At 61.9% G+C, this 21,830-nt stretch carries 21 protein-coding genes and 1 pseudogene; 14 read left to right on the forward strand and 8 right to left on the reverse strand.

The genetic code is table 11. The features are described from left to right. Window positions 1-11 precede the first annotated feature (11 nt). From HBO05_RS04155 to HBO05_RS04170, 4 genes and pseudogenes are all read left to right on the forward strand, one after another. Entirely contained in the window at window positions 12-614 is a 603-nt protein-coding gene (locus HBO05_RS04155; RefSeq protein WP_169957117.1) for a response regulator transcription factor, read from the forward strand. Window positions 615-642: 28 nt separating this feature from the next. Then, window positions 643-870 (forward strand): annotated as a pseudogene (locus HBO05_RS04160) (ASCH domain-containing protein); the annotation flags it as partial. 117 nt (window positions 871-987) lie between these two features. After that, window positions 988-1,425: a GNAT family N-acetyltransferase gene (locus tag HBO05_RS04165; RefSeq protein ID WP_172311867.1), complete on the forward strand. Its 438-nt coding sequence runs from the start codon at window positions 988-990 to the stop codon at window positions 1,423-1,425. Window positions 1,426-1,498: 73 nt separating this feature from the next. Beyond that, window positions 1,499-1,990, forward strand: coding sequence for a GNAT family N-acetyltransferase (locus tag HBO05_RS04170; protein WP_172311787.1), 492 nt, complete (start codon window positions 1,499-1,501; stop codon window positions 1,988-1,990). Between the two features lie 14 nt (window positions 1,991-2,004). Here HBO05_RS04170 and HBO05_RS04175 read toward each other — a convergent pair whose 3' ends face one another. Further along, window positions 2,005-3,210 (reverse strand): YgcG family protein, encoded by a 1,206-nt coding sequence (locus HBO05_RS04175; RefSeq protein WP_172311789.1) that lies wholly within the window; start codon window positions 3,208-3,210, stop codon window positions 2,005-2,007. Between the two features lie 132 nt (window positions 3,211-3,342). On the opposite strand from HBO05_RS04175, the gene HBO05_RS04180 reads away from it, so the two are divergent. Then, complete coding sequence (locus HBO05_RS04180) at window positions 3,343-4,158, forward strand: alpha/beta hydrolase (RefSeq protein ID WP_172311791.1); 816 nt, start codon at window positions 3,343-3,345, stop codon at window positions 4,156-4,158. Beyond that, a complete protein-coding gene (locus HBO05_RS04185) occupies window positions 4,148-5,317 on the forward strand; it encodes a PAS domain-containing sensor histidine kinase (RefSeq protein ID WP_172311793.1) in 1,170 nt (389 codons plus the stop codon). The genes HBO05_RS04180 and HBO05_RS04185 overlap by 11 nt, the downstream gene beginning before the upstream one ends. Before the next feature lie 8 nt (window positions 5,318-5,325). Here HBO05_RS04185 and HBO05_RS04190 read toward each other — a convergent pair whose 3' ends face one another. Together HBO05_RS04190 and HBO05_RS04195 are read right to left on the reverse strand one after the other, a co-directional pair. After that, a complete protein-coding gene (locus HBO05_RS04190; protein WP_170058682.1) occupies window positions 5,326-5,709 on the reverse strand; it encodes a type 1 fimbrial protein in 384 nt (127 codons plus the stop codon). Window positions 5,710-5,850: 141 nt separating this feature from the next. Next, window positions 5,851-7,416 carry a L,D-transpeptidase family protein gene (locus HBO05_RS04195; protein ID WP_172311795.1) on the reverse strand — a complete coding sequence of 522 codons (1,566 nt, stop codon included), beginning with the start codon at window positions 7,414-7,416 and terminating at the stop codon, window positions 5,851-5,853. A gap of 37 nt (window positions 7,417-7,453) precedes the next feature. Between HBO05_RS04195 and HBO05_RS04200 the strand changes: the two genes are divergently transcribed. From HBO05_RS04200 to HBO05_RS04210, 3 genes are read left to right on the forward strand one after another with little or no spacing between them, the layout of a single operon-like run. Then, window positions 7,454-8,152 carry a murein L,D-transpeptidase catalytic domain family protein gene (locus HBO05_RS04200; RefSeq protein WP_169957108.1) on the forward strand — a complete coding sequence of 233 codons (699 nt, stop codon included), beginning with the start codon at window positions 7,454-7,456 and terminating at the stop codon, window positions 8,150-8,152. A 44-nt stretch (window positions 8,153-8,196) separates the two neighbouring features. Further along, a complete protein-coding gene (locus HBO05_RS04205; protein ID WP_170058680.1) occupies window positions 8,197-8,946 on the forward strand; it encodes a creatininase family protein in 750 nt (249 codons plus the stop codon). A gap of 46 nt (window positions 8,947-8,992) precedes the next feature. After that, window positions 8,993-9,268, forward strand: a complete 276-nt coding sequence (locus HBO05_RS04210; RefSeq protein WP_172311797.1) for a hypothetical protein — start codon at window positions 8,993-8,995, stop codon at window positions 9,266-9,268. Here the strand turns inward: HBO05_RS04210 and yfcF are convergent. Together yfcF and HBO05_RS04220 are read right to left on the reverse strand one after the other, a co-directional pair. After that, on the reverse strand, window positions 9,243-9,875 hold the full coding sequence (yfcF, locus tag HBO05_RS04215) for a glutathione transferase (RefSeq protein WP_169957103.1): 633 nt from the start codon (window positions 9,873-9,875) through the stop codon (window positions 9,243-9,245). The genes HBO05_RS04210 and yfcF overlap by 26 nt on opposite strands. 109 nt (window positions 9,876-9,984) lie before the next feature. Continuing rightward, window positions 9,985-10,530 (reverse strand): DUF924 family protein, encoded by a 546-nt coding sequence (locus HBO05_RS04220; RefSeq protein ID WP_172311799.1) that lies wholly within the window; start codon window positions 10,528-10,530, stop codon window positions 9,985-9,987. A 132-nt stretch (window positions 10,531-10,662) separates the two neighbouring features. On the opposite strand from HBO05_RS04220, the gene HBO05_RS04225 reads away from it, so the two are divergent. Further along, window positions 10,663-11,820, forward strand: a complete 1,158-nt coding sequence (locus HBO05_RS04225; protein ID WP_172311801.1) for a DUF1624 domain-containing protein — start codon at window positions 10,663-10,665, stop codon at window positions 11,818-11,820. Between the two features lie 755 nt (window positions 11,821-12,575). Here HBO05_RS04225 and metE read toward each other — a convergent pair. From metE to HBO05_RS04240, 3 genes are all read right to left on the reverse strand, one after another. Then, a complete protein-coding gene (gene metE / locus HBO05_RS04230) occupies window positions 12,576-14,864 on the reverse strand; it encodes a 5-methyltetrahydropteroyltriglutamate--homocysteine S-methyltransferase (protein WP_170041025.1) in 2,289 nt (762 codons plus the stop codon). 121 nt (window positions 14,865-14,985) lie between these two features. Beyond that, the gene (locus HBO05_RS04235) at window positions 14,986-15,741 is read right to left on the reverse strand and encodes a M12 family metallopeptidase (protein ID WP_169957097.1); all 756 of its coding nucleotides are present in this window, start codon (window positions 15,739-15,741) and stop codon (window positions 14,986-14,988) included. Window positions 15,742-15,821: 80 nt separating this feature from the next. After that, window positions 15,822-16,700 (reverse strand): LysR substrate-binding domain-containing protein, encoded by an 879-nt coding sequence (locus tag HBO05_RS04240; RefSeq protein ID WP_169957096.1) that lies wholly within the window; start codon window positions 16,698-16,700, stop codon window positions 15,822-15,824. 126 nt (window positions 16,701-16,826) lie between these two features. On the opposite strand from HBO05_RS04240, the gene HBO05_RS04245 reads away from it, so the two are divergent. From HBO05_RS04245 to HBO05_RS04260, 4 genes are all read left to right on the forward strand, one after another. Next, window positions 16,827-18,128: an FAD-dependent oxidoreductase gene (locus HBO05_RS04245; RefSeq protein ID WP_172311803.1), complete on the forward strand. Its 1,302-nt coding sequence runs from the start codon at window positions 16,827-16,829 to the stop codon at window positions 18,126-18,128. 39 nt (window positions 18,129-18,167) lie between these two features. Continuing rightward, window positions 18,168-19,256: a polyamine ABC transporter substrate-binding protein gene (locus HBO05_RS04250; RefSeq protein WP_172311805.1), complete on the forward strand. Its 1,089-nt coding sequence runs from the start codon at window positions 18,168-18,170 to the stop codon at window positions 19,254-19,256. Window positions 19,257-19,367: 111 nt separating this feature from the next. Beyond that, window positions 19,368-20,465 carry a carboxynorspermidine decarboxylase gene (locus HBO05_RS04255; RefSeq protein WP_172311807.1) on the forward strand — a complete coding sequence of 366 codons (1,098 nt, stop codon included), beginning with the start codon at window positions 19,368-19,370 and terminating at the stop codon, window positions 20,463-20,465. 29 nt (window positions 20,466-20,494) lie between these two features. After that, entirely contained in the window at window positions 20,495-21,739 is a 1,245-nt protein-coding gene (locus HBO05_RS04260; RefSeq protein ID WP_169957090.1) for a saccharopine dehydrogenase family protein, read from the forward strand. Window positions 21,740-21,830: the final 91 nt, after the last annotated feature.

Consider the following 21,830-nt stretch of genomic DNA (forward strand, 5'->3'; position numbering starts at 1 on the left):
AGGAGCACCCCATGACATGCCGGATCATCATCGCCGACGACCATCCAATGTTTCGCGAAGGCATGCTGCGCACCGTGCAACGCCTGCTGCCCGAGGCCTGCGTGGAACAGGCCGGCGACCTGGACACCGTGCTGCAGATGCTCAAGAGCGGCAGCGAAGTCGACACCCTGATCCTTGATTTGCGCTTCCCCGGCCTGACCTGCATCAGCCAGTTGGGCGAACTGCGCCAGCAACTGCGGCGCACCACATTGATCGTGGTGTCGATGGTCGATGACCCGTTGTTGATCGAACAGGTGATGGCGCTGGGGGCCGACGGTTTTATCGGCAAAAACATCGCCCCCGAAGAAATCGGCCAGGCCCTGCTCGCCATCCGCCAGGGCGAGGTGCTGGTCAAATTCGCCCCCTCCGGGCTGTTGCCCCTGGACACCAACACCCTGACTGCACGCCAGCAGGAGGTGTTGCGGCTGATCGCCCAAGGCAAGACCAACAAGGAAATCGCCAAGGCCCTGGATATTTCGCCGTTTACCGTGCGCATCCATGTGTCGGGGTTGTTGAGAAGCCTGAACGTGCCATCGCGGGCAGCGGCAGCCGTTAAATACAGCCCACCCCTGTAGGAGCAGCACCATCAAAGCCCTCTCCATCGTGCGCCCCAGCGGCAGCCGGATCGCCGCAGGCGAAAAAACCCTGGAAATCCGCCGCTGGCAGCCCCAGCTGGAGCCGTCCCAGGACCTGCTGATTGTCGAGAACGGGCGCTTCCTGCATACCGATGGCGATGAAGACGAAGCCGGTGTGGCCGTCGCCATCGTACGCGTAAAGGCAGTGCGTGCGTTTGCCCCAGAGGACGTGCCAGCAGCCTGCGCCAGCTATTTCGAAGAAGGCTGGTTCGCCTGGGAACTGAGTGACGTACGGCCGCTCGCACGCCCCTTTAGCGCCCTGGCGGCACGGGGGATCTACGAGGTTGAATTCATGGAAAACCGCGAGAACTGTATGAACAGTCAGATCAGAGTCGCCACCCCGGCAGACATCAACGTCATCTTCGACATTCGCACCAGCGTCAGGGAAAACCACCTGTCCCATGACCAATTGGCGCAAATGGGCATCACCCCGCACGCCATCCAGCAAGCCATGCAACTAGCGCCCTGCGTATGGATCGCCGAGGTGGAGGGTGTGGCGGCCGGTTTTTCCATGGCCGATATAGAAGAAGGCTGCGTATTTGCCGCCTTCATCCGCCCCGAATTCGAAGGCCACGGACTGGGCCGCAGGCTGATGGAGCAGGCCGAAGCCTTGTTGTTCCAGCACCATCAACAGATCTGGCTGGAAACCGCCGAAGCGAGCCGCGCCAACGGGTTTTACCAGCGCCTGGGGTGGGTGGTGGTGGAGCAATTGCCGGACGGGGATATTCGGATGGAGAAGCTCCGGGAATAACCCTGCCAGTGGGATTTTCGCCAGCGCACCGACCCCGCTATCATGCAGCCCTTCGCCCAACCCAGGAACCGCCATGCCCGCCCTCACCCTACGCAACGCCACCCCGGCAGACGCCGCCCGCTGCTACGAGATCGAAATCGGCGCCTACGAAGGTGATGAAGCCGCGACCCTGGAGAAGATCGCCACGCGTATCGCCCTGTACCCGCAAGGCTTCCTCACTCTGGAAGTGGAAGGTCAAGTAGTGGGCTTTATCAACGGCGGGTGCGCCTATGATGTGGTGATGTCGGATGAGGCCTTCAAAGAGTTGGTGGGGCACTCGGCGGATGCGCCGAATGTCGTGATCATGTCGGTGGTGGTCGACCCGGCGCACCAGGGCAAGGGGTATTCCACGCAGTTGATGCAGGCCTTTGTGCAGCGCATGCGCGGGATGGGCAAGCAGACCATCCACCTGATGTGCAAGGAGCAGCATGTGCCGTTGTACACGCGCATGGGTTACCAGTATGTGCAGCCCTCGGCGTCAGACCACGGCGGGATGGCCTGGCATGAGATGGTGATGACGCTCTGATCCGGCAGCGGGCTTCACCAACTCCCCGAGGCCCCACCGCCGCCGCTGGAGCCGCCGCCACCGGAAAACCCGCCACCGGAGCTTGAGCTGGAACTGGAGCTTGAACGGTCGTTGGCACCGGAGCTCGACCCGCCCGTGCCCTGACCGTAAATGAACAGCGCCGCGAACGAGCTGATGGGCAAGGCGAACAACCAGCCCTCAAGGCCCATTTCCAGCAAGTACCCCGCCGCGCCATACACCCCCAGCACCATCAGCGTCTGCACGCAAAACCCCAGGCGGCTGTGGTTCCAGGCGGCTCTCATCACTGCTAGCAGGACCAGGTACAGGCCCAGCACCACCAGCGCGGCCAGCGGCCATGCCAGCCAGTTCATAAAGGACACTTCAGTCAGGTAGTGATCCACCAGGCCCAGGCCGACGCTGTAGGCCATCAGCGCCAACACGCAATAAAACACCGCCTTGGCCTGCCACAACGCGCCGAATATCGCTGCGCCGATCGACATGCAAAACGGCAGCGCCAGCACATAGATCGGCCAGGCCTTGCCATTGATTGCGGCCAGTGCCGTCAGCAGCACGGTCAGCACCAGGCCAGCAATCAGGCCACGGCGCCAATGCAGCTTGCCCGAGGCCAGCAGCACCCCGCCGATGGCCCCCAGAATCAGCGCCAGTAACACCGCAGTTTCATCCACTGTTTCAAGGGGCTGGTCCACTGCCGGCAAGTCGCCGCCCTCGACCAGCACGCTCAGGGCGTCCACGGCGCGCTGCACACCGCCAGCGTAATCGCCCTGGCGAAACGCCGGGGTCAATTGCTCCTCGATAATCCGATGGCTCAACAGGTCCGTGACCAGCCCTTCCAGGCCGTAACCGACCTCGATCCGCGCCTTGCGATCGTCCTTGGCCACCAGCAGCAAGATGCCGTCGTCGATACCCTTGCGTCCCAATTTCCAGGCGCGCAACAGTTGGGTGCTGAACGTCTGGATATCGACGTCGCCCGTACTCGGCAGCAGCATCACGGCGATCTGCGCACCCTTGCGCTGTTCGAGGTCAGCAAGCTGCTCGGTCAGGCGCTGCTGCGTCGCGGTATCGAGGGTGTGGGTCAGATCGATCACGCGCTGGTTCAGCGCCACATTCACCAAGGCCGGCGGCACCGTTTGCGCCAAGGCCAGTGCGCTGAACAGTAGGAGCACCAGGCCCCAGGCCGATTGCCATAAAAACCGCCCCATACTTTGTTACCTGACGTTTCGTCCTGAAAGCGCCGACTTTACCCTATCAGCGCTATATCTAGTGACCCCATGCGGTGGACTCTCTAAACTGACGCGAAAACCTCATAGCAACACGCCACTACGAGCACGCCCATGGACCTTCGCCATCGCAACAACGTCAACATAATGGGCAATGGTTCCTCGACGCTGGTGTTTTCCCATGGTTTTGGCTGCAACCAAGCCATGTGGAATTACCTGCTGCCCCATTTCGTCGAGCGTTTTCGCGTGGTGGTGTATGACCTGGTAGGGGCCGGCCTGTCTGACCCGGCGGCCTACCACAAGGAAAAATATGCGGCCCTGGACGGTTACGCCGCAGATCTGAACGAGATTATCGATGCGTTCGCCAGTGGCCCGGTGATTCTGGTTGGCCATTCGGTCAGCGCAATGATTGGCACCCTGGCCGACCGCGCAGCGCCCGGGCGCATTGCCGCCCATGTGATGATCGGCCCCTCGCCCTGCTATATCGACACCGACGACTACGTGGGCGGGTTCAAGCCCGAAGACATCCAGTCGCTGCTCGACACCCTCGACAGCAACTACCTGGGTTGGTCCAGCGCCATGGCCCCGGTGATCATGGGCGCGCCGGGGCAACCGGCACTCAGTGAAGAGCTGACCAACAGCTTTTGCCGCACCGAGCCCGAGATTGCCAAGCAGTTTGCGCGGGTGACGTTCCTGTCGGACAACCGCGCCGATATCGGCGGCCTCACCACCCCCACATTGATCCTGCAATCGAGCGATGACCTGATCGCCCCGGTCTGCGTGGGCGAGTACCTGCACCGCGTATTGCCCCACAGCACCTATCGCCTGATCGACAATGTGGGCCATTGCCCGCATATGAGCGCGGCACCGGTCTGCGCGGCGGCGATGGAGCACTTCCTGCTGCCATGGACCGTTGCCCATGGCGAGTGAACAGTTGCCCGATCCCCAGGCGCTGTTCGACGGTGCGGCCTGTGCACTGGCGGTCACCGCAGAAGACGGCACGCTGCTGCGGGTAAACCAGTGTTTCAGCGACTGGCTGGGCATGCCGGCGACCGAGCTGCAGGGCCGGCGTTTCCAGGACCTGCTGACCATGGGCGGGCGGATTTTTCACCAGACCCACCTTGCCCCGCTGATGCAGGTGGAAGGCCGCATCACCGAGGTAAAACTGGACCTGCGCCATCGCGATGGCCACACCGTGACCATTTTGCTCAACGCCATCAAGCGCGAATACGCCAACGGTGTGCAACATGAGCTGGCGCTGTTCGGTACCACCGACCGCGACAAGTACGAACGCGAGCTGCTCAACGCCCGCAAGTTGGCCGAAGCCCTGCTGCTGGAGAAGACTGCTGCCGAAACCGCCCTCCAGCACGCCCAGGCCGAGCTCAACCAGGCCTATATCAAGGCGCAGCGGCGGGCGCTGTTTGCCGAACAAATGGTCGCCATCGTCAGCCATGACCTGAAAAACCCGCTGACCGCGATCAAGATGGCATCCGACTTCCTCGCCCGGGGCGAGCGCACCGCCAAGGAAACCCAATTGATTGGCCATATCGGCCAGTCATCGGAACGCGCCCAGCGGATGATCGCCGACCTGTTGGACTTCACCCAGGCCCGGGTCGGCGTTGGCATCGGCGTAAGCCCCAACCCGCTGGACCTGCACGACGTGACCCGGCGCGCAGTGGATGAGCTGCGGGTGGCCTTCCCCCGCGCGTGCCTGGTGCATCACACCGTGGGCGCTGCCGATACCTGCCTGGATGGCGACCGTGTGCAGCAAATCATCGGCAACCTGGTGGCCAACAGCGTGGCCTATGGCGACCTGCAACAACCGATCACTATTACCTCGCGACTGGGCCACGACGGGGCCAGCCTCTCGGTGCACAACCATGGGCCGGTGATTGCCGACGCGCTGATGCAGGTGCTGTTTGAGCCCATGACCCGAGGCACCGACCAGGACTGCGACATACGCAGCGTGGGGCTGGGGTTGTTTATCGTGCGGGAAATCGCCAAGGCCCATGGTGGGGATGTGGGCGTCAGCTCACAGGTGGGCAGCGGTACCACGTTCACCGTTTGCTTGCCGCTGACCCACCTGTGAAGGTGCTGTCAGGGGTAATTCAGCGTCACCAGGTAAGCCCCTGAGCGCAACGGCTTGCCCGCCCCATCGTTCAGGCTGTATTGCCGATCGAAGTAACGACCATCGCCGCTGGTTTCGGTCACCAGCTTGACCTTGACGGTTGAGTGGTCCAGCGCACTGACCGTGCGCACCGGCTCGACGCCAGAGGCGCTGATGTTGCCCCCGGGTGCAAACATCGGGCAACCGCGCAGCGCCAACGTCGACCCTGCCCCGCTCCCTGCGGTGCAGGTGGCCTCCACGATACTGCCGCGAAACTGGATAACGCCATGGGCCACGGTGGTTGCTGCTTGGCCACTGGCGCTGACGAGCGCGAAAAACAGGCTGATACCGACTGCCAAACGTTGACTGCTCATATTGAACGCTCCTGGGTATATACCCATCACGTCGGCAAGTCTGGTCAGTTTCTTGAGGGTTTAAGAACTACCTGATGGTTATTTTTTCAAGGATGCCAACGGGGTCTCATATTGAACAGATCCCCGTTCAGGTGGGAGCGCCTACAGGACAGCACCCAACGCCTTCAACAGCACGCCATCACGGCCATAAATATCCGGCGCGTACAGCAACGCGCCCTGGTTATCCACCTGCACTGTCCAATAACCCAGCAACACCGGTACCGGCGTCGCCAGGCGGAACTCATGGGTCAGCCCGGTTGCCAGCAACTCTTCGGTCCGCGCCTTTTCCGCCGGGTTCACCAACAAATCACGCAGCAACATCGGCTGCTCTACCCGCACACACCCCGAGCTGAACGCCCGTGGTCCCTTGCTGAACAGCGGCTGGCTGGGCGTGTCGTGCAGGTACACCGAGAACGGGTTGGGGAAGCGCATGACGATCTTGCCCAGCGGGTTGCGCGGGCCGGCGTCCTGGCGCAGGAGGATGTTGCCGGGGTGCGACCAGTCCACCTGCTCCGGCGACAACGCGCGGCCTTCACTGTCGAGCACCTTGAGGTTCTGTTGGCGCAAGTACTCCGGGTTCAGGCGAATTGCCGGCAACTTGTCCTCGCGCATGATGGTCGGCGGGATCGTCCAGGTGGGGTTGAGGGTCAGGCGCGTGATGCGTGACTTGAGCAACGGCGTTTGCCGCTCGGCGCGGCCGACCTGCAAGCGGGTCTGCCACACGGGCACGCCGCCCTGGTAGACGCTCAACTGCGCGGCTGCGACGTTGACCAGGATGCCGTCCGGCTCCAGGTCCTGGGCCAGCCAGCGAAAGCGTTCGAGATTGACCCGCAACTGCTCGCGCCGCAGCGCCGGGCTGACGTTGAGCTCGGCCACCGTGCCCGGGCCGATTACCCCGTCGGCTTGCAGCGAGTGGCTGGCCTGGAAGCGCTTCACCGCCTCCACCAGTTCATTGTCGTATTGATTGCCCTTGGGCACGCTCGCCAACTGGCCGCCACTGACCAGGCGTCGGGCCAGGGCCGGCACCCGTGGGTCTTCGCCGCCGGGACGCAGCAATGGGCCGTCGGCAATCACACCCCATTGCGCCAAGGGTTGCAGGCGCTGTGTGGCGTAGGCCGTGCGCAGGCTGCGGTACAGCTTTGCGCTGGGCCTGGCCTGGTCGAAGGCGGCTGGCATGTCGGTGAGCCCGGCAGTGGCCAGGGCCAGCACGGCGACGGCAGGGTCTTCGCTCGGCGGCTGGGAATGCCACAGCGGTTCGTAATGGGCCTGCTGCAAACGGCCATAGTGCAAGTCATGCAAGGCTTGTAGGTAGTGCTGGCTGGTTTCGAAGTCGCTGCACAATACGTTGCTGGTGGCCGCCACGTCGGCCAGCCGGTAGTGCGCCGGGTCGAGGCCGTCATCGGCCAGCAACAGTAATTGATCCTGCAACGCCTTTCGGCGTCCGTCCTCCGGCCAGAGGGCGACATTGCCTTGTTGTTGGTAAAAAGCCTGCAACCGCGCCTCGGCGGGTACATCCAGTTGCGCAGCCAAACCGGGGCAAACGCTCGACAACTGCCCAAGTGCCAGCTGTACTGGGTTTGACGGCTCGACCAGCACTTCATCAGCCGTGGCGACCAATGGTGCTACGAGCAAGCAAAGGCTCAAGTAACATGCGTGTTTTTTGAACAATGGCTTAGCTCCAATCTACGGCGGGGATGCGATATACATGCTCAATATTGACTGCCGACTCGGCCTGATCGCCGTCGCCCTGGCCGCGTTCTGTACGGGTGCCTTCGCAGAGAATGCCAAACCTCATACCTTGTATAGCAGCCTGGCGCGCTCGGCTCCAGAACTCAATCCCGCAGTCCTCAAAAGCGCCCTCAGCGCCATGCAGTGTGCTGTCAACAATGGCCAGGAACGCTCCGAACGCCTGGCCGTGATTGACTATTCGCAGCCTTCGACCGCCCGTCGCCTGTGGATTTTCGATCTGCGGCAAAAAAAGCTGGTGCTGCGTGACCTGGTGGCCCACGGGCAAAAATCCGGGGAAAACTTCGCCACCCAGTTCTCCAACAGCGAAGGCAGCCATCAATCCAGCCTGGGCCTGTTCCGCACCCAGGAAAGCTACCAGGGCACCCACGGCTATTCGTTGCGCATGGACGGCCTGGAGCCCGGCTTCAATGACCAGGCCCGCGACCGCGCGATCGTGATCCATGCCGCCGACTACGTCAGCCCCCTGTGGAGCAAGCGTGAAGGCCGCATCGGCCGCAGCCAGGGCTGCCCCGCCGTGCGCCCGCAAGTGGCGCGCCAGGTGGTGGACAAGCTCAAGGATGGGCAGTTCATGTTCTCCTGGTATCCCGACCAGCGCTGGTTGAAATCCTCGGCCTACCTCAATTGCAAGCCGCGCCAGATCGCCAGCGCCGGTTGAGGTAGTATCTGGAGGGCCGAGCCTGACCAGAGAGAGAACCTCAAATGCTTTTGCACCAGTCAACGTGGATCGAGATTGGCCAATTTCTCGACCGCAGCCGTACCGTTGTGATTCCCATCGGTTCCAACGAACAACATGGCCCCACCGGCCTGTTGGGCACCGATTGGATGTGCCCGGAAATCATTGCCCATCAGGCGCAAAAAGACGCTGATATCCTGGTCGGCCCGACCTTCAATATCGGCATGGCCCAGCATCACCTCGGGTTCCCCGGCACCATCTCCCTGCGCCCATCGACGTTTATCGCCGCGATTGGCGACTGGACCCGTTCCCTGGCGGCCCATGGCTTTGAGAAGATCCTGTTTCTCAATGGCCATGGCGGCAATATCGCCACCATTGAAGCGGCCTTTTCCGAGTTGTACGCCGAGGCCAGCTTCGCCCGTCGCCCCGCCGGCTTCGCCTTGAAGCTGTGCAACTGGTGGGACCTGGAAGGCGTTGGCGAACTGGCGCGCGCGCAATTCCCGACGGGGCATGGCACCCATGCCACCCCTTCCGAGATCGCGATTACCCAGTGGGCATACCCCGACTCGATCAAAACGGCGGACTACTCGCCAAGGATTGCACCCTCCGGCCCGATCCGTGAGGCCCAGGACTTCCGCGCCCGCCACCCGGATGGCCGGATGGGTTCCGACCCGGCCCTGGCAACCCCGGAGAAAGGCGGCGAACTGGTGGCCCTGGCTGCCAAGGGGTTGGTGTCTGCGGTGGAGAATTTCAGCCGCGAAGCCATGCCAAACTGACGGTTGCGACACAGACACCAATAAAATCTATAAGAAGGACCTATTCATGAAACCCCACCAGAAGACTTTTGATCGCATCCGCAACGCCGTGCTGCCGGAGTTTCGCGAGCGCGTCGCCGACTATTTGGTCGAGTACGAAAACGTCCTGCAGGACCCCGCTGCCGCTACCGACCAAGCCTGCGCCGCCGCCCAGCAACTACGCGGTTACCTGCGCGGCCTGAACACCACCCGGGTGCTTGGCATGGAGGACTGGGAAGACCTCGACCGCCGGGTCGCGCAGGAGTGGCCGCTGGGCGCTACAACGACGGACGTGCCTGGTTGACCCAGGCCTGCACCGATGGCCGCTGCCACTGCCGCTGGGCATACGCCACCAGCCGCGCGGGCACCGGGTCGCCGTTGAGGATCAGCCGGTTGAGCATCACGGCCAGGTCCACATCGGCAATCGACCATTGGCCAAACAGATAGTCATCGCCCTCGGCCAACCACTGCTGCGCCGCCGCAATCAGTTTGTCGGCCGCCACCTGGGCCTGGGTTGATAACGGGCCATATTTGACCGCGCAAAACACCACCAGCGTGGAGCGCTCCTGGCGGATCGGCAGCAAGTCACTGCGCAACCACGCCTGGATCTGCCGCGCCCGCGCGCGTTGGCGCGGTTCCCTCGGATACACCGGCACCTGTGCAAATACATCCTCCAGGTACTCGGTAATCGCCGACGATTCGGACAACGCAAACCCGCCCTGCTCCAGGGTCGGCACACGCTGCGTCACGGACAGCCCGGCAAACACCGGCGCCTGCTGCTCCAACGCGTCCAGGTCGAGGGTGCGCACCTCAAACGGCAGGCCTTTTTCCCGCAGGGTTACAAACACCGACATCGCATACGGGCTGGTGAACTGGGCATCGACATACAAGCGCATCGGCAGGTTCGTCACGGCGGCATCTCCTTGGGTGAGCAGCCACGCTACGAGATGTGTGGCGATAAATACAATGCAGCCTTTTTATAGGGGCATTCCTCGACGGAATACGGCAGGCTCCCACCACCTAGCCGGAAAACCCACCGCCCGTAAGGAACGCCTGCTCCTCCTCGGTCGTCACCCGGCCCAACGCCCCATTGCGATGGGGAAAGCGGCCGAATCGCTGGATGATCTCGGCATGCTCCTTGGCCCAGTGATAGGTGTCGGCATCCAATTGTTTGTTCAGCGCCAGGGAGCGCTGCTGGTCCTCGGGTAGCTCGGAATGCTCAAAGGGCAAATAGCAGAACGCGCGCAATGCCGGGTCGATCTGGCGGTCCAGTCCCGCGTCGACCATACGCCCGGCGTAGGCCCTGGCCAGTGGATCGGTAGCGAACATATGGGCAGTGCCGCGAAAGGTATTGCGCGGGTATTGATCGAGCAGGATCAGCAGCGCCAGCGCGCCTTCGGCTTCGCTCAGCCAGTGTTCCAGCTCACCCCTGGCCGCCTGGAAGTGGGCCTCATGGAAGCGTGCACCGAATTCGGCATCGAACTGTGGATCTTTCTTGAACCAGCGTGATGGGCCCGCCGCCGTCCAGAATTGCACGACGGTTTTGAAATCAATCGGGGCGCTCATAAGTGACTCCAGGGTCGTTAGGTCTGTGGCCTACCCTAGCATCTGAATGAGCCGATTCCGACTCGGAAATCCACGCTTGCCGCCCAATGTTATAAGATAACCACCCTCCTCTTCTGCTGACGACCTCGCCCCATGACTGACGCTGTTCCTCGCTCACGCCAACGCCTGCTGTCCATCGACGCCCTGCGCGGCCTGGTGATCCTGTTCATGTTGCTCGACCACGTGCGCGAGACGTTCCTGCTGCACCGCCAGGTCAGCGACCCGATGAACATCGACAGCACGGAACCTGCGCTGTTTTTCAGCCGCACCCTGGCCCACTTGTGTGCGCCGGTGTTTGTGTTGCTGACGGGCTTGTCGGCGTTCCTGTACGGCGAGAAATACCAGGGCCGTGGCGATGTCTCGGCGTTTCTGTTCAAGCGCGGGCTGTTCCTGGTGGTGCTGGAATTTACCCTGGTGAACTTCGCCTGGACCTTCCAACTGCCGCCCAGCGTGATCTACATGCAGGTGATCTGGGCCATCGGCGTGAGCATGATCGCCCTCGCCGCACTGGTGTGGCTGCCGCGCCCGCTGCTGATCGGCCTGGCGCTGCTGATCATCGGCGGGCATAACCTGCTCGATGGCCTGCACGTCGCAGCGGGGTCGGCGTGGTACGTTCCCTGGACGATCCTGCATGAGCGCAGTTGGATCGAGGTCGGCGACTCCCTGCGCCTGCGCACGACGTACCCGGTGTTGCCGTGGATCGGGGTGATCGCCCTGGGTTACGGCATCGGCCCGTGGTTTGCCGGCTCGATGGCAGCGGCGCGGCGTCAGCGGTACCTGTTACTGACAGGCGTGGCCGCGCTGGTGGGCTTTGTGGCGTTGCGCACGCTCAATGGCTACGGTGAGGCGCCTTGGCAGGTGTACGACAGCCACGTGCAGACGCTGATGAGTTTCTTCAACATCACCAAATATCCGCCTTCCCTGCTATTCCTCGCGCTCACATTGGGGGTGGGGCTGCTGTTGCTGCTGGCGTTCGAACGCGCCGGGCAACGGCGCTGGATCGCCACCCTGTCGGTGTTCGGCGCGGCGCCGATGTTCTTTTATTTGCTGCATTTGTATGTGTTGAAGGTGATGTACGTGCTGGGCGTGGCGCTATTTGGCTTGAACCAGGGCACGCATTTGGGCTTCGACAGCGTGGGGGCGGTGTGGCTGGTGGCGTTGCTGCTGCCGCTGGCGTTGTACCTGCCAGTGCGCTGGTTTGCCCGGCTGAAGGCCCGGCGGCGGGATATTGCCTGGCTTAAATACCTCTGATCACGTGGGCGCGGGGTTGCTGGCGATGGCGGTGTGTCAGCCGCCAGTAATGCGGACTGGGCTGGCGCTATCGCGGGCAAGCCCGCTCCTACAGGGGATGTTGGCTGGGCACAAAACAAAGGTGGGAGCTGGCTTGCCGGCGATGGCGGTGTGTCAGCCGCCAGCAATGCTGACTGGGCTGGCGCTATCGCGGGCAAGCCCGCTCCTACAGGGGATGTTGGCTGGGCACAAACCAAAGGTGGGAGCTGGCTTGCCGGCGATGGCGGTGTGTCAGCCGCCAGCAATGTTGGCTGGGCTGGCGCTATCGCGGGCAAGCCCGCTCCTACAGGGGATGTTGGCTGGGCACAAAACAAAGGTGGGAGCTGGCTTGCCGGCGATGGCGGTGTATCAGCTGTCAGAAATGTTGGCTGGGCTGGCACTATCGCGGGCAAGCCCGCGCCTACAGGGGATATTGGCTGGGCACAAAACAAAGGTGGGGGCTGGCTTGCTGGCGATGGCGGTGTATCAGCTGTCAGCAATGTTGGCTGGGCTGGCGCTATCGCGGGCAAGCCCGCTCCTACAGGGGATATTGGCTGGGCACAAAACAAAGGTGGGAGCTGGCTTGCCGGCGATGGCGGTGTATCAGCTGTCAGCAATGTTGGCTGGGCTGGCGCTATCGCGGGCAAGCCCGCTCCTACAGGGGATATTGGCTGGGCACAAGATCTGCGCTGCGCCACATATGCCCGCTTCCACCATGGGATTTGTGTCAGCAGCAGTTACGCCAGTTCAGCCCGCAATTGCCGGGCGGCCGCCACCATATGAATCAACGCCGCTTCAGTTTCCGGCCAGCCGCGGGTCTTCAGGCCGCAGTCGGGGTTGACCCACAGCCGTTCGGCCGGGATGCGCCGGGCGGCCTTGCGCAGCAGGTTGGCCATTTCCGAGGCGTCGGGCACCCGTGGCGAGTGGATGTCATAGACGCCCGGGCCAATGTCATTGGGGTAGGCGAAGGCTTCGAACGCGTCCAGCAGTTCCATATCCGAACGCGAGGTCTCGATGGTGATCACGTCGGCATCCATCGCCGCGATGGACTCGATCACATCGTTGAATTCGCTGTAGCACATATGGGTATGGATCTGGGTTTCGTCACGCACGCCGCAGGCACACAGGCGGAAGGCTTCGGTGGCCCAGTCCAGGTAGTGTTGCCACTGGGCCCGGCGCAGGGGCAAGCCTTCGCGAAAGGCCGCTTCATCGATCTGCACGATCTTGATGCCCGCCGCTTCCAGGTCCAGCACTTCATCGCGGATCGCCAGGGCCAGTTGCCGGGCCTGCACTTCGCGGCTCACGTCTTCGCGGGGGAAGGACCACATCAACATGGTCACCGGGCCGGTCAGCATGCCCTTCATGACCTTGTCGGTCAGGCCTTGGGCGTAGCGGATCCACTCCACCGTCATGGCTTTCGGGCGGCTCAGGTCGCCGAAGATCACCGCAGGTTTCACGCAGCGCGAACCGTAGCTCTGCACCCAGCCAAAGCGGGTGAACACATAGCCATCCAACTGTTCGGCAAAGTACTCGACCATGTCGTTACGCTCGGCCTCACCGTGCACCAGCACGTCCAGGCCAAGGTTCTCCTGCACTTCTACGGCGTGCTTGATCTCGCTGTGCATCGCCTCGACGTATTCGGCTTCGCTCAACTTACCGGCCTTGAACGACTGGCGCGCCAGGCGGATCGACGCGGTCTGCGGGAACGAGCCAATGGTGGTGGTCGGCAATAGCGGCAGGTCGAGGCCGGCGCGCTGCTTGGCGATGCGCTGGGTAAACAGCGACTGGCGCTGGCTGTCCTTGGCAGTGATGGCCGCAACACGGGCCTGGACCGCCGGCTTGTGGATCCTCGGCGAGGCCGCCCGGGCGGCCTGCACGGCACGGCTTTCGGCCAGGGCCGCAACCACCTTCGCCGCTTCTGGCTGGTTGATGGCCTGGGTCAGCACGGCCACTTCTGCACATTTTTGCACGGCGAAAGCCAGCCAGTTTTTCAATTCGGCGTCGAGCTTGTCTTCACGCCCCAGATCCACCGGGCTGTGCAGCAGCGAGCAAGACGGCGCAACCCACAAGCGCTCACCCAGGCGTTCATGGGCGTGCTGCAAGGTGGCCAGGGCATTTTCCAGGTCGCAGCGCCAGACGTTGCGCCCATTGACCACCCCCAACGACAACACTTTATAGGCCGGCAGGCGGTCGAGAATGGTCGGGTATTGTTCCGGCGCACGCACCAGGTCAATGTGCAGGCCATCAACCGGCAAGTTGGCCGCCAGGCCGAGGTTTTCTTCCAGGCCGCCAAAATAGGTGGCCACCAGTTTTTTCAGGGGGTCACGCTGGATCAGGTTGTAGGCGCGCTCAAACGCGTTTTTCCAGTCCTGGGGCAAATCCAGTACCAGGATCGGCTCGTCGATCTGCACCCATTCAACGCCCAGGTCCGCCAGGCGCTGGAAGATCTGGCCGTACAGCGGCAGCAGACGGTCGAGCAGGTCAAGCTTGTCGAAATCGCTGCCCTTGGCCTTGCCCAGCCACAGGTAAGTCAACGGCCCGATCACCACCGGCTTGACGGTGTGCCCCAGGTCGCGGGCTTCCTGGACTTCTTCGAACAACTGATCCCAGCCCAGGTGGAACTGCTGGTCAGCGCTCAATTCTGGCACCAGGTAGTGGTAGTTGGTGTCGAACCACTTGGTCATTTCCTGGGCGTGGGCGCCGCCGCAGCAGCTGTCGCTGACGCCACGGGCCATGCCGAACAGGGTCTGCAACGTGGCTTTGCCGTCGGCCGGGCGGAACCGCTCGGGGATCACGCCGAACATCAGCGAGTGGGTCAGCACCTGGTCGTACCAGGCAAAATCCCCCGCCGGCAACAGCTCGATGCCAGCCTGTTTCTGCAAATCCCAGTGGGTCTTGCGCAACTCACGGCCGACCGCACGCAGGCCGGCTTCGTCCAGTTCGCCCTTCCAAAACGCTTCCTGCGCTTTTTTCAGTTCACGATCGCGTCCAATGCGCGGAAATCCAAGGGAATGAGCGACTGCCATGACAATAAACTCCAATGTGTTGGTATGGGAGCCATTGTCGGCAGCGCGCGATAGTGAGACAAACTCATTTTATTCTAGGCAATCACGAAATCTACTCATGATCAAAACACCCCGGGTCTTCTCAAGCACCCCTGTGCAGGTGCCGATAGTCCCACCAACTGGACGTGGCGGTTTTTTTCTTGACCACAGGTGGGTAGAGCGAGCGGACAAAGTTGATGTCGCCTTCAGATAGCTCGTTGTTGTCCTTGATGGCTTTTCCATCATTGAGCCAGGATGAAGCAAAACCATAATGCATGATGGATTTGCGATCGTACTCAGACGAAACCACATTGGAAACCAATGGCTTGAAGTTGTGCTTTACCTCTTTCGCCCCACCTTTACCTATGTAGGCTTTATTAACTTCGGACCAATTAATATCTAGATTATTGTGTTCGTGCTGGTGTTCATGTTGCAGCCCCAAAACATGACCGAACTCATGCTGGATCGTACCGGCGTTATACGCATTGAGCCCTCCCTGGAAGCCAATGACCGTCGTAGGCTTGTAGGCCGGTACATTGAGCGATCGGATCCCCAGGTACGAATGGCCACCCGACAGATCATTGTCTGCGGCAATCCGGATATCCCCGTCGGAGTCATCCGTAAACTCAAAAGTCAGGTTGACGTGGGGTGCCCATTTATTGATGTTGGTTTTTGTAAACTCCTCTTGCTCGGGGGTCATGCCCAGCAGGGAAATTTTTATGACCGACTGTTGTGGCCATAACGCCGAAGTTGTCGCCACCCCGCGCTTTGGTCTGGATGGTGCCGCGACCTCGGCGCTATCAAGCAGCGACGGGTTCGGTGTATGGGCAGTTAAGTGAGCGTTCAGATTGACAGTCAACGTTGTATCCCCGCAGCGATGTAATTTCCTATTGCGTCGCATTGCGCCGCTGTAGGTTCCACTGGGGCCATGACAAGAGTTTACGAATTGTGCGCCTGGCTACCAAACCACTGCCTCACCACCCCCAACGCCGGATGGGCAGCGGCCGACGGTTGCAGGCACAACGCATAGCACCCGCCCGTGGCCAGGGCCTGGCCAAAGGGCACTACCAGCACACCGCGCTCCACCGATTCGGCCGCCAGTGTGCGGTCAGTCATCGCCACCCCAAGCCCGCGCGCAGCGGCATCCAGCGCCAGTTCATCGAGGTTGAAGGGAATATGGCGATAGTCCGCCAGCGACCGCCCGCCATGCGCCGCCAGCCAGGTGGCCCAGTCCTGGCGGTCGGCCGAGCGGTGCAGCAAGGCAAAGCGCGCCAGGTCCTGCGCCGACGCCAACGGCCCAAGCCCAGGGGCGCAGACCGGCACCAGCGCTTCCTCGAACAGCACCAGGCAATCCCCATCGTGGGTGGGCTTGGGCAGGTAGAGGATGTAGGCGTCACTGTCGCTGGCCGGTTCGACCACCTCGGTGGCCACGGTCTCGATGGCCAGTGAGATATCCGGGTGGCTGCGGTAGAAATCACTCAACTTGGGCAGCAGCCAGCGCACCGCCAATGACACATGCATGCGGATCCGGAACGGGCGCTGGTGCGGCGACAGCCGATCCTCCAGGCGCTGCAACTGCGCCAGCACGCTACGCGCGCTGTCGAGCACCCATTCGCCCTCAAGGGTCAGCCGCAGGTTGCGGCTGTTGCGCACCAGCAGCGGCACACCGTAGTGGCCTTCCAATTGCTGGATCTGGCGGCTGACCGCACTTTGGGTCAGGCACAAGCGCCCCGCCGCGGCAGTGAAGCTGCCACGCTCGGCAACCTCGACCAAGGCTTGCAGGGCTTGCAGCGAAGGCAGGTGATGGCGGTTATCCATGCGCTTTCCGAATAGATGAATGATTTTATAACGTTGGTTGTATCACCCAAGCCCCTATAGATTCCAGCTGACAATAAATCCTGCGCGACTCACCCATGCCGGTGATGCATTCAACCGAGGTGCCCTGTGGAAAATAGCTGTGGCTGGATTGCCCAAACCCAAAGCCTGCCCGCCCGTGCGCCCTTAAGTGGCACGCACCAAGCCGACTGGCTGGTGATCGGCGCCGGCATCACCGGCTTGTGTGCCGCCCATAGCCTGGCGCAACTGCATCCGCAGGCGCGCATTGTGCTGCTGGATCGACAACGGGCGGCCCAGGGCGCCTCGGCACGCAATTCAGGATTTGTGGTGGCCCATGAGTATCCCGGCCCCGACGAGTTGATGGGGCGTGGCGGGTTCGCCGGATATGAGGTGGACTGCACTATTTCCCAGGCCGCCACCCAGGAAGTGCGAAAGCGCGTCGCCACCCATCACATCGACTGCGACTTTCGCGACAGCGGCTATTACTTTGCCGTCCACGACCGCGACAAACTGGAGCAGGTCGAAGCCAGGCTGGAGACCTTGCACGCGGCGGGTGCCGCTGCCCATTTCGTGCAAGGCGAAGCCCTGCGCCACACGTTCGGCACCGCCCATTACCAGGCCGCGATCTGGTGCGGCAACGGCAACGCCTTGCTGCAACCGGCCAAGTACGTTACCGGCCTGCTGCAGGCCTTGCCCGCCAACGTAACGCTCTTTGAGAACAGCCCCGTGACGGGCCTGGAGCCCATGGCCCATGGCGCCATCCGCGCCAACGCCGTCAATGGCAGCGTCGAGGCCCGCCAGGTGCTGGTGTGCCTGAACGCCTTTATTCCCCGGGTTGGCCTGGACCACAGCGCCAGCTTCCCCATGGAGCTCAGTGCCAGCCTGACCCGCCCGCTCACCGACGAAGAATACCGCCAGATGGGCACGGTCGACCCCTGGGGCGTGCTCTCCACCCGCCCGCTGGGGGCTACGGTGCGCCTGACTCCGGATCGCCGGGTGATGATCCGCAACACCGCCGAATACCGCACCCGCGACCTGTCCAACCGCGAACTGCTGCAGCGCCGCCGGCACCATGTACAGGGTTTGCAACGGCGCTTTCCGTGGCTGGACGAGCAAGACATCCACTACTCCTGGACTGGCCATTTGAGCGCCACGCGCTCCGGGCAGCCGTACTTCGCCAAGGTGCGCGATGGCCTGTTTGCGGTCGCAGGCTGCAACGGTGCCGGCGTGGCCCGGGGCAGCCTGTGGGGGCGCCTGCTGGCGGAGTGGGCCTCGGGGCACACCTCGCCGCTGCTGCAATCGGTCATCCAGCGCGCCCAGCCCGGCTGGCTACCGCCGCGCCCGCTGTTCGACCTCGGGGCCCTGCTGCGCATGCGCGTGGAAGCGGTACGGGCGCGCAGCGAAATCTGATCACACAAGAACAACAAACCGTCACACAGGTGCTTGATCATGCTTATTCACAAACGCTCCATGGCCACCTTGCTCGCGCTGTGTTCATCCGCCGCGCTGGCGGGTGAAACCGTCAACATCTCCAACTGGAACGGCTACATCGCCGACGACACCCTGCCCGCCTTCACCCAGGCAACCGGCATCCAGGCCACCTACGACATCCATGACAGCAACGAGGTCCTGGAGTCCAAGCTGATGACCGGCAACACCGGGTATGACGTGGTCAGCCCGTCCAACCACTTCCTCTCGCGCCTGATCAAGGCCGGGGCCATCCAGAAGCTGGACCAGAGCCGCCTGCCCAACTGGCACAACCTCGATCCGGCGCTGCTGAAAAAGCTCGAAGTCAACGACCCCGGCAATCAGTACGGCTTTCCCTATATGTGGGGTTCGGCGGGAATCGGCTACAACGTCGCAAAGATCAAGGCGATCTTCGGCACCACCGACGTCACCCGCTCCTGGAGCCTGTTCTTTGCTGAAGACAACATCAGGAAGCTCAGCGCGTGTGGCGTGGCGATTATCGACAACCCGACGCAGGTGCTGCCGATCACCCTCAACTACCTGGGCCTGCCGCACCACAGCCACGCCCCCGAGGACTACAAAAAGGCCGAGCAGGCGCTGCTGAAGATCCGGCCCTACGTGCAGTACTTCCATGCCTCCAAGTACATCAGCGACCTGGCCAACGGTAATATCTGCGCGGTCATCGGCTTCAACGGCGACGTGGTGCAGGCGGCAGCGAGTGCCAGGGAGGCGAAGAACGGCATCGAGATTGGCTACTCGATCCCCAAGGAAGGCTCCACCCTGTGGCTCGACATGGTGGTGATGCCCAAGGCCGCGCCCCATGAGGCGAATGCCTATGCCTACATGAACTACCTGTTGGAGCCCAAAGTGATTGCCAACATCAGCAACCATATTCACTACGCCAACCCCAACCGTGCGGCGGATCCGTTCGTAGATCCCGAGGTCAAGCAAGATCCGGCGATCTACCCCTCCGGGGCTGTGCTGGACAGCCTGTTCACCGTCGAAGACCTGCCACCGGCCATCGCCCGCCTGGCCACACGGTTGTGGACCAAGTTAAAGACCAATACCTGAGTATCGCGCAGACCAAAGCCTGCAAATTCCGCTGACTAACCTTTCGATCCTGAGCAAGTGCGGGCACAATGCCTGTCCTTTTTTGGCAGGCTCCGCCGCAGGCTCTGAAAAATGATCAAAACCCCGTATTACCTCATCGACAAACAGAAGCTTCTGGTCAACATGCAGAAGATCGCCTACGTGCGCGAACAGTCCGGCGCCAAGGCGCTGCTGGCGCTCAAGTGCTTTGCCACCTGGTCGGTGTTCGACCTGATGCAGGAATACATGGACGGCACCACGTCCTCGTCGCTGTATGAGCTCAAGCTCGGTCGCCAGAAGTTCGAAGGCGAGGCCCACGCCTACAGCGTGGCCTGGGCCGACGATGAAATCGAGGAGATGCTCGACAACTGCGACAAGATCATCTTCAACTCCATCAGCCAACTGCAGCGCTTTGCCGAGCGCAGCGAAGGCAAGACTCGCGGCCTGCGCGTCAACCCGCAAGTGAGCAGCTCCGACTACCTGTTGGCCGACCCGGCGCGCCCGTTCAGCCGCCTGGGCGAGTGGGACCCGGTGAAGATCGAAGGCGTGATCGAGCAAATCTCCGGCTTCATGTTCCACAACAACTGTGAGAACGGTGATTTCGAGCTGTTCGACAAGATGCTCGGCACCATCGAAGAACGCTTCGGCTCGCTGCTGCACAAGGTCAACTGGGTCAGCCTCGGCGGCGGCATCCACTTTACCGGTGAAGGCTACGCCATCGACGCGTTCTGCCAGCGCCTCAAGGCGTTCTCGCAAAAGTACGACGTGCAGGTGTACCTGGAACCCGGCGAAGCGGCGATCACCAACAGCGCCTCCCTGGAAGTGACCGTGCTCGACACCCTGTACAACGGCAAAAACCTCGCCGTGGTCGACAGCTCCATCGAAGCCCATTTGCTGGACCTGCTGATCTATCGCCTCAACGCCAAGCTGGCGCCGAGCACCGGCGAACACACCTACATGGTGTGCGGCAAGTCGTGCCTGGCCGGGGACATCTTCGGCGAATACCAATTTGATCAGCCGCTGGCCATCGGCGATCGACTGTCGTTCATCGACACGGCAGGCTACACCATGGTCAAGAAAAACTGGTTCAACGGCCTGAAAATGCCGTCCATCGTAGTGAAACAACTCGACGGTACAGTCGAAGTGGTTCGTGAATTTGGTTACGACGACTACCTGTCCAGCCTTTCGTAAAGCGGACAGATAAAGGAGAGATAAAGCAATTGAAAAAGAACGTTCTTATCATTGGTGCAGGAGGTGTCGCCAAGGTGGTGGCCCACAAGTGCGCGCAGCACAACGACGAACTCGGTCGTATTGCTATCGCGTCGCGCAACATCTCCAAATGCCAGGCCATCATCGACAGCGTCAAGGCCAAGGGTAGCCTCAAGGTACCCGCCCAGATCCAGGCCTTTGCACTGGACGCCCTGGACGTGGAAGCGACCAAGGCACTGATCCGCGAAACCCAATCGCAGATCGTCATCAACGTCGGCTCCGCCTTCCTCAACATGTCGGTACTGCGTGCCTGCATCGACACGGGCGTGGCTTACCTCGACACCGCCATCCACGAAGAGCCGGGCAAGGTCTGCGAGACCCCGCCGTGGTACGGCAACTACGAGTGGAACCACCTGGAGGAATGCAAGCAGAAGAACATCACTGCGATCCTCGGTGTGGGTTTTGACCCAGGTGTGGTCAACGCCTATGCGGCGCTGGCGCAACAACAGCATTTTGACCGCATTGATTCGATCGACATTCTCGACGTCAATGCCGGCAGCCACGGCAAATATTTCGCCACCAATTTCGACCCGGAAATCAACTTCCGCGAATTCACCGGACAGGTGTGGAGCTGGCAGGACAGCCAGTGGACCAGCAACACCATGTTCGAAGTAAAACGTACCGACGACCTGCCGGTAGTGGGTTCACAGAACCTGTACCTGACCGGCCACGATGAAGTGCACTCGTTGTCGAAAAACCTCGACGTGCCCAACGTGCGGTTCTGGATGAGCTTCGGCGAACACTACATCAATGTGTTCACCGTGCTGAACAACCTCGGCCTGCTCTCCGAGAAACCGGTCACCACCGCCGAAGGCTTGCAAGTGGTGCCATTGAAACTGGTCAAGGCCGTGCTGCCTGACCCGTCTTCCCTGGCACCGGGCTACACCGGCAAGACCTGCATCGGCGACCTGGTCAAGGGCACCAAGGATGGCCAGCCACGCGAGCTGTTCATCTACAACGTGGCCTGCCACGAAGAAGCCTATGCCGAGACCGACAGCCAGGGCATCTCCTACACCGCAGGCGTTCCACCGGTAGCCGCTGCGCTGCTGGTCGCCCGTGGCGAGTGGGACGTGCAACGCATGGCCAACGTTGAAGAACTGCCAGCCGAGCCGTTCCTCAAGGCGCTGGACGTAATGGGCCTGCCGACCCGCATCAAGGACGAAAAAGGCGACCGCGCCTGGGATGCTATCGCCTGATAGCGTCTTGATTGACGGATCGCTCCCACGTCCTGTGGGAGCGATCAAAAACATTGCCCGGATCGTTGCGAGGGCGGATATCAATGTTGCC

The organism is Pseudomonas sp. WS 5079 (assembly GCF_012985465.1).
In the GTDB taxonomy this organism is placed as follows: Bacteria; Pseudomonadota; Gammaproteobacteria; order Pseudomonadales; family Pseudomonadaceae; genus Aquipseudomonas.

Bases quoted from the DNA above. Each gene is read 5' to 3' on its own strand.
- HBO05_RS04155 (WP_169957117.1), top strand. From the start codon at position 12: ATGACATGCCGGATCATCATCGCCGACGACCATCCAATGTTTCGCGAA.
- HBO05_RS04165 (WP_172311867.1), top strand. From the start codon at position 988: ATGAACAGTCAGATCAGAGTCGCCACCCCGGCAGACATCAACGTCATC.
- HBO05_RS04170 (WP_172311787.1), top strand. From the start codon at position 1,499: ATGCCCGCCCTCACCCTACGCAACGCCACCCCGGCAGACGCCGCCCGC.
- HBO05_RS04175 (WP_172311789.1), bottom strand. From the start codon at position 3,210: ATGGGGCGGTTTTTATGGCAATCGGCCTGGGGCCTGGTGCTCCTACTG.
- HBO05_RS04180 (WP_172311791.1), top strand. From the start codon at position 3,343: ATGGACCTTCGCCATCGCAACAACGTCAACATAATGGGCAATGGTTCC.
- HBO05_RS04185 (WP_172311793.1), top strand. From the start codon at position 4,148: ATGGCGAGTGAACAGTTGCCCGATCCCCAGGCGCTGTTCGACGGTGCG.
- HBO05_RS04190 (WP_170058682.1), bottom strand. From the start codon at position 5,709: ATGAGCAGTCAACGTTTGGCAGTCGGTATCAGCCTGTTTTTCGCGCTC.
- HBO05_RS04200 (WP_169957108.1), top strand. From the start codon at position 7,454: ATGCTCAATATTGACTGCCGACTCGGCCTGATCGCCGTCGCCCTGGCC.
- HBO05_RS04205 (WP_170058680.1), top strand. From the start codon at position 8,197: ATGCTTTTGCACCAGTCAACGTGGATCGAGATTGGCCAATTTCTCGAC.
- HBO05_RS04210 (WP_172311797.1), top strand. From the start codon at position 8,993: ATGAAACCCCACCAGAAGACTTTTGATCGCATCCGCAACGCCGTGCTG.
- HBO05_RS04220 (WP_172311799.1), bottom strand. From the start codon at position 10,530: ATGAGCGCCCCGATTGATTTCAAAACCGTCGTGCAATTCTGGACGGCG.
- HBO05_RS04225 (WP_172311801.1), top strand. From the start codon at position 10,663: ATGACTGACGCTGTTCCTCGCTCACGCCAACGCCTGCTGTCCATCGAC.
- metE (WP_170041025.1), bottom strand. From the start codon at position 14,864: ATGGCAGTCGCTCATTCCCTTGGATTTCCGCGCATTGGACGCGATCGT.
- HBO05_RS04240 (WP_169957096.1), bottom strand. From the start codon at position 16,700: ATGGATAACCGCCATCACCTGCCTTCGCTGCAAGCCCTGCAAGCCTTG.
- HBO05_RS04250 (WP_172311805.1), top strand. From the start codon at position 18,168: ATGCTTATTCACAAACGCTCCATGGCCACCTTGCTCGCGCTGTGTTCA.
- HBO05_RS04255 (WP_172311807.1), top strand. From the start codon at position 19,368: ATGATCAAAACCCCGTATTACCTCATCGACAAACAGAAGCTTCTGGTC.